At 45.8% G+C, this 6,684-nt stretch carries 7 protein-coding genes and 1 pseudogene; 7 read left to right on the top strand and 1 reads right to left on the bottom strand.

The window, feature by feature from the left end; all coding sequences use genetic code 11:
- A pseudogene (rlmJ, locus tag ATB02_RS23485) lies at positions 1 to 282 on the top strand (23S rRNA (adenine(2030)-N(6))-methyltransferase); the annotation flags it as partial.
- A gap of 71 nt (positions 283 to 353) precedes the next feature.
- The gene (gorA, locus tag ATB02_RS23480; protein ID WP_000160796.1) at positions 354 to 1,706 is read left to right on the top strand and encodes a glutathione-disulfide reductase; all 1,353 of its coding nucleotides are present in this window, start codon (positions 354 to 356) and stop codon (positions 1,704 to 1,706) included.
- Positions 1,707 to 1,759: 53 nt separating this feature from the next.
- Here gorA and dinQ read toward each other — a convergent pair whose 3' ends face one another.
- Complete coding sequence (dinQ, locus tag ATB02_RS23475) at positions 1,760 to 1,843, bottom strand: damage-inducible type I toxin DinQ (RefSeq protein WP_001295215.1); 84 nt, start codon at positions 1,841 to 1,843, stop codon at positions 1,760 to 1,762.
- Between the two features lie 157 nt (positions 1,844 to 2,000).
- On the opposite strand from dinQ, the gene ATB02_RS26380 reads away from it, so the two are divergent.
- From ATB02_RS26380 to ATB02_RS23445, 5 genes are all read left to right on the top strand, one after another.
- Positions 2,001 to 2,339, top strand: coding sequence for a hypothetical protein (locus tag ATB02_RS26380; protein WP_162754263.1), 339 nt, complete (start codon positions 2,001 to 2,003; stop codon positions 2,337 to 2,339).
- A gap of 245 nt (positions 2,340 to 2,584) precedes the next feature.
- Positions 2,585 to 2,938: an As(III)-sensing metalloregulatory transcriptional repressor ArsR gene (arsR, locus tag ATB02_RS23460; RefSeq protein ID WP_000008961.1), complete on the top strand. Its 354-nt coding sequence runs from the start codon at positions 2,585 to 2,587 to the stop codon at positions 2,936 to 2,938.
- 54 nt (positions 2,939 to 2,992) lie between these two features.
- Entirely contained in the window at positions 2,993 to 4,282 is a 1,290-nt protein-coding gene (arsB, locus tag ATB02_RS23455; RefSeq protein ID WP_105272325.1) for an arsenite/antimonite:H(+) antiporter ArsB, read from the top strand.
- Between the two features lie 12 nt (positions 4,283 to 4,294).
- Positions 4,295 to 4,720: a glutaredoxin-dependent arsenate reductase gene (gene arsC / locus ATB02_RS23450; protein WP_088542108.1), complete on the top strand. Its 426-nt coding sequence runs from the start codon at positions 4,295 to 4,297 to the stop codon at positions 4,718 to 4,720.
- A gap of 546 nt (positions 4,721 to 5,266) precedes the next feature.
- On the top strand, positions 5,267 to 6,499 hold the full coding sequence (locus ATB02_RS23445; protein WP_024212291.1) for a hypothetical protein: 1,233 nt from the start codon (positions 5,267 to 5,269) through the stop codon (positions 6,497 to 6,499).
- The last annotated feature ends 185 nt before the right edge of the window (positions 6,500 to 6,684 follow it).

Raw genomic sequence — 6,684 nt, 5'->3', positions numbered from 1 at the left:
GCCACAGGCGTCTACGCGCTGTGGTATCCAGTGGTGCTGCGTCAGCAAATCAAGCGCATGATCCACGATCTGGAAGCGACCGGTATTCGCAAGATTATGCAAATTGAACTGGCGGTACTGCCAGACAGCGATCGCCGTGGCATGACCGCTTCCGGCATGATTGTGATTAACCCGCCGTGGAAGCTGGAACAGCAGATGAATAACGTGTTGCCGTGGTTGCACAGCAAACTGGTTCCGGCTGGCACCGGGCATGCCACCGTAAGCTGGATCGTGCCAGAGTAATTGCAGCCATCGCTGGCACCTATTACGTCTCGCGCTACAATCGCGGTAATCAACGATAAGGACAATATGTCATGACTAAACACTATGATTACATCGCCATCGGCGGCGGCAGCGGCGGTATCGCCTCCATCAACCGCGCGGCTATGTACGGTCAGAAATGCGCGCTGATTGAAGCCAAAGAACTGGGCGGCACCTGCGTGAATGTTGGCTGCGTGCCGAAAAAAGTGATGTGGCACGCGGCGCAAATCCGTGAAGCGATCCACATGTACGGCCCGGATTATGGTTTCGATACCACCATCAATAAGTTCAACTGGGAAACGTTGATCGCCAGCCGTACCGCCTATATCGACCGTATTCATACCTCCTATGAAAACGTGCTCGGTAAAAATAACGTTGATGTAATCAAAGGCTTTGCCCGCTTCGTTGATGCCAAAACCATTGAAGTAAACGGCGAAACCATCACGGCCGATCATATCCTGATCGCCACCGGCGGTCGCCCGAGCCACCCGGATATTCCGGGCGTGGAATACGGTATTGATTCCGATGGCTTCTTCGCCCTTCCTGCTTTGCCAGAGCGTGTAGCGGTTGTTGGCGCGGGTTACATCGCCGTTGAACTGGCGGGTGTGATTAACGGCCTCGGCGCAAAGACGCATCTGTTTGTTCGTAAACATGCGCCGCTGCGCAGCTTCGACCCGATGATCTCTGAAACGCTGGTCGAAGTGATGAACGCCGAAGGTCCGCAGTTGCACACCAACGCCATCCCGAAAGCGGTCGTGAAAAATGCTGATGGCAGCCTGACGCTGGAGCTGGAAGATGGTCGCAGTGAAACGGTGGATTGCCTGATTTGGGCGATTGGTCGTGAGCCTGCCAATGACAACATTAACCTCGAAGCCGCTGGCGTAAAAACCAACGAAAAAGGCTATATCGTCGTCGATAAATATCAAAATACCAGCGTTGAAGGTATTTACGCGGTGGGCGATAACACGGGCGCAGTGGAACTGACACCGGTGGCAGTTGCAGCAGGCCGCCGCCTCTCTGAACGCCTGTTTAATAACAAGCCGGATGAGCATCTGGATTACAGCAATATTCCGACCGTGGTCTTCAGCCATCCGCCGATTGGGACTGTTGGTTTAACAGAGCCGCAGGCGCGCGAGCAATACGGCGACGATCAGGTGAAAGTGTATAAATCCTCTTTCACCGCGATGTATACCGCCGTCACCACTCACCGCCAGCCGTGCCGCATGAAGCTGGTGTGCGTTGGACCGGAAGAGAAGATTGTCGGTATTCATGGCATTGGCTTTGGTATGGATGAAATGTTGCAGGGCTTCGCGGTGGCGCTGAAGATGGGCGCAACCAAAAAAGACTTCGACAATACCGTCGCCATTCACCCAACGGCGGCAGAAGAGTTCGTTACCATGCGTTAAATGTTAAAGGGCAAAGAGTGGTGTGCTCTTTGCCCTTAGTTACGTTTCCGCTATCAGTTCAGAAGCTGAAGCAGGAAGCGGATCAGTTCCAGCAGCGCAATTAACGCCCCAAGAACGATGATTGCTTTATCAATCACCCGTTGTCTCCATGCGATGGAGTGAGAATGCATCCGCTTACTCATCCACTGCCTGTCACGGCGCATGCCTCATTGTTAGATGACGACTATCTCACTCCGGCCAGAGCATCAGTTAACGGCACCACCCGTACCACTGATCAGGACTTTGAAAGCGTTTATGCGCATTGCCAGAGTGAAAATGCCTCAGAGCCAACTGGATAATCATACAGTACTTGCGGGTTATAAAACCAGCATGTCCTTGCAATGGTTTCAGTATGGTATTAGCATTGATGTGTTAGATGATGGCTATCTCACTCCAGCCAGAGCCACCAACTCTGGGCTGAAGAGTAAAAAAACCGACGCGAAGTCGGTTTTTTTACGTCCGGATTCGGACAAGGCTTGGTACGGCAGCGACCCGATGAAAGTATATCAATCCTCTTTCACCACCATGTATAGCAAACTGTCCCTTCGCCAGCTGAAGAAATCGCTAACGCTTGCAATGTTAGCCACTGGCTAATAGTATTGAACCGTTAGATGTGGGCATTCTCACTCCAGCCAGAGCCACCAACTCTGGCTGAAGAGTAAAAAACCGACGCAAAGTCGGTTTTTTTACATCCTGATTCAGACTTCCTTTCAAATGAACACCCAACGCTTAATTCACACCTATACCTTTCTCTACACTTACATATTCGTTAAGTCATATATGTTTTTGACTTATCCGCTTCGAAGAGAGACACTAAGTGCAACAATCAGGAGCGTAATATGTCATTTCTGTTACCCATCCAACTCTTCAAAATTCTTGCCGATGAAACCCGTTTGGGCATCGTTTTACTGCTCAGCGAGCTGGGAGAGTTATGCGTCTGCGATCTCTGCACTGCCCTCGATCAGTCGCAGCCCAAGATCTCCCGCCATCTGGCGTTACTGCGTGAAAGCGGACTATTACTGGATCGCAAGCAAGGAAAGTGGGTTCATTACCGTTTATCGCCGCATATTCCAGCATGGGCGGCGAAAATTATTGAGCAGGCCTGGCGATGCGAACAGGAAAAGGTTCAGGTGATTGTCCGTAACCTCGCCAGACAAAATTGTTCCGCAGACAGTAAGAATATTTGTAGTTAAAAAATTTATCTAAACACATATGAATATTCGAATGTGTTTTATCCAGGAGGCATGATGTTACTGGCGGGCGCTATCTTTGTCCTGACCATCGTATTGGTTATCTGGCAGCCGAAAGGTTTAGGCATCGGCTGGAGTGCGACACTGGGCGCCGTACTGGCGTTAGTTACTGGCGTGGTCCATCCGGGCGATATTCCGGTGGTGTGGAATATCGTCTGGAACGCGACGGCTGCGTTTATAGCCGTCATTATCATCAGCTTGCTGCTGGATGAGTCCGGCTTTTTTGAATGGGCGGCGCTGCACGTCTCACGCTGGGGCAATGGGCGAGGTCGCTTGCTGTTTACCTGGATTGTCCTGCTCGGTGCTACCGTTGCGGCCCTGTTTGCCAATGATGGCGCGGCGCTTATTTTGACGCCGATTGTCATCGCCATGCTGCTGGCTTTAGGGTTCAGCAAAGGCACTACGCTGGCGTTTGTTATGGCGGCCGGATTCATTGCCGATACCGCCAGCCTGCCGCTTATTGTCTCTAACCTGGTGAATATCGTTTCAGCAGATTTCTTTGGCCTTGGTTTTCGCGAATATGCCTCGGTGATGGTGCCGGTGGATATCGCTGCAATACTGGCTACCCTGGTGATGTTGCATCTCTATTTCCGCAAAGATATTCCGCAGAACTACGACATGGCGCTGCTAAAATCTCCCGCAGATGCGATTAAAGATCCTGCGACGTTCAAAACTGGCTGGGTTGTTTTACTGCTTCTGCTGGTGGGATTTTTCGTCCTGGAACCGCTCGGCATTCCGGTAAGCGCCATTGCGGCAGTAGGCGCGCTGATATTATTTGCCGTCGCTAAACGCGGTCATGCGATTAATACGGGTAAAGTGCTGCGCGGTGCACCCTGGCAGATTGTCATCTTCTCGCTCGGCATGTATCTGGTGGTTTACGGCCTGCGCAATGCCGGACTCACGGAATATCTTTCTGGCGTACTCAACGTGCTGGCGGATAACGGCCTGTGGGCGGCGACGCTCGGCACCGGATTCCTCACCGCCTTCCTCTCTTCTATTATGAACAATATGCCGACGGTACTGGTTGGCGCGTTGTCCATTGATGGCAGCACGGCGTCTGGTGTCATCAAAGAGGCGATGGTTTATGCCAACGTGATTGGCTGCGATTTGGGGCCGAAAATTACACCGATTGGTAGCCTGGCAACGCTACTCTGGCTGCACGTACTTTCGCAGAAGAATATGACTATCAGCTGGGGATATTACTTCCGTACAGGGATTATCATGACCCTGCCGGTGCTGTTTGTGACGCTTACCGCGCTGGCGCTTCGTCTCTCTTTCACATCGTAATGAGATACTGATATGAGCAACATTACTATTTATCACAACCCGGCCTGCGGCACGTCGCGTAATACGCTGGAGATGATCCGCAACAGCGGTACAGAACCGACCATTATCTATTATCTGGAAACACCGCCAACGCGCGATGAACTGGTCAAGCTCATTGCCGATATGGGGATTTCCGTTCGTGCGCTGTTGCGTAAAAACGTTGAGCCGTATGAGGAACTGGGCCTTGCAGAAGATAAATTTACTGACGATCGGTTAATCGACTTTATGCTTCAGCACCCGATTCTGATTAATCGCCCGATTGTAGTGACGTCGCTGGGAACTCGCCTGTGCCGCCCTTCAGAAGTCGTGCTGGAAATTCTGCCAGATGCGCAACAAGGCGCGTTCACCAAGGAAGATGGCGAGAAAGTGGTTGATGAAGCGGGTAAGCGCCTGAAATAACTAAAGGGGGATATGCCCCCTTATTTGTTCTTCGTGGCTCCTTCGCCATCTGTTTTGCTAAGTGGCATTTATGACGGTTATTTTAGGTATAGCTATATGACTCAGATGCTATTTTAAAGTTAACAAAATCAAACTAAAGAATTTTTAGCGCCGAAGCTGCGCATTTTTGTCTCATCCTCCCTTTTAAAGGAAAAATTTCAGATACTAATGCAACACTTCTTTAAATAATTTCAATACAGCTTAACCAATTTTATTACTACACTTAAAAAAGATCACTAAAATTTCACATCACACACCTTCAAAGCATATCATAACCTTTTAAAATGAGCGTTTTTTGATAGTTGCTAGCGCATTATTTTACGATACTATCACTGCCTTTTTATACTCAAACATTACCACATAGAAATAAAATGGAAGTTAAAGATAATTATATCAGGAAGATATGTCGCATCGTATTTATAGCTGCATTGAAGGAAATAATTTCATATCTCTAATTATCATATTAACTAAACATTTTGCAAAAAAAGATGATCAATAAGGAATGTTATGTCAATTGATTTTACCCCTGGTATAATAAATATATATAATGGTGATATTTATAATTGTACTATAAATACCGACAAAATATTTAATGATGTTAAAGCCCCGGAGACTTCAAAGCGCCCTTATGATAATAGCGAAAAACAACTCATTAATTTCTCATTCCCAGGTGAAGAAAACCATCCTGAACAATTATATTTTGCGCAAAAACAATCACAACAAATTAATGAGTGCCACACAATCCCCCCATTTACAGATGCAGAATATTCACGAGTTGTAGATCAACTTGTGAATATTATTAATAACATTGAATCGATAGATTCAAAGCCACTCACGCAACAGACGCAAACAATATTTAATCAGATAAATAAAATTATATACCAAGAAGATAAAGATTCTGAATGTCAAATCATTGTAGTCGTTAATCCAACACCCAACAGACCAATCACAACAAGAATTCTCATAGAAGAGGAAATCCCTAAAACATTCAGCATCCAAACTGTTTGCTCAGATAATAACATTTTCGCTGGGCAACGAGCAGACTTACCATCTGAGATAAAAGACATTCAAAGCTTGTATCTGAAACTGGCCAAATTGTATGTTGCGCATAGTGAAAATGAAAACAGGATGAATGTATTTTCTGGATGTGACTTTATTAATTTCAATATGACAGGACAAGACATGTCAGGGCTCGTTCTGACCTTGTCAAAATTTTATTATGAAGATTTGCTCAATATAGATTTCACTGACGCAAATTTATTAAATACTATTTTTTTACATAAAAAACATCCCATCCCCAAATTACATAACTATGATCAGCACCTTGACAAACAAATTGATGGATTGTTTTCAACACTGTTAACTATTAATGATGAATCTTTGCGAGCAAAATCTGAAATTGCTTCAACGATAATACAACTTTTAAAGACAAAGGTAAAAAACCTTACATTTAAAGATATATTAAAATATCAACAAGAATTCCAAAAGGAATGTTACGAGCAACTTCAAATTGTTACGACAGACCACCTATACAATAAAATTAAAAAATGGGCAACAATGTCTAAAGATGAATTCAATGCTTTTAAATACAGGACGCTTCAACTCGAAAAAATATCGCACAGTCCTTATTTAAAGATGCCGCTACCTAATGAAAAAGATATAAATTACGGGGTGGAAATAAAATTACCAACTGGTAAAAGAATTCGCTTATCGACGCATTACCAGAATATAATACCATAATTTTGAACATTAGCACTTTATAACTAATGAATAAAAATATATTTTAAGTATTTTTAAAATATGTCGCTAATATCATGGGGCGATGTCATACTCATATCACGCCCCATAATTATCTAAATTGAATTGAAGGAATATAAACATCAGACAGGTTTACGTTACTATCAGGCATATCGCCTCAGAATCAG

This window comes from Escherichia sp. MOD1-EC5189 (genome assembly GCF_002966045.1).
Classification (GTDB): Bacteria; Pseudomonadota; Gammaproteobacteria; order Enterobacterales; family Enterobacteriaceae; genus Escherichia; species Escherichia coli_F.
Note: the sequence above shows the minus strand (reverse complement) of the source record. Positions and strands in the feature narration are given on the sequence as shown.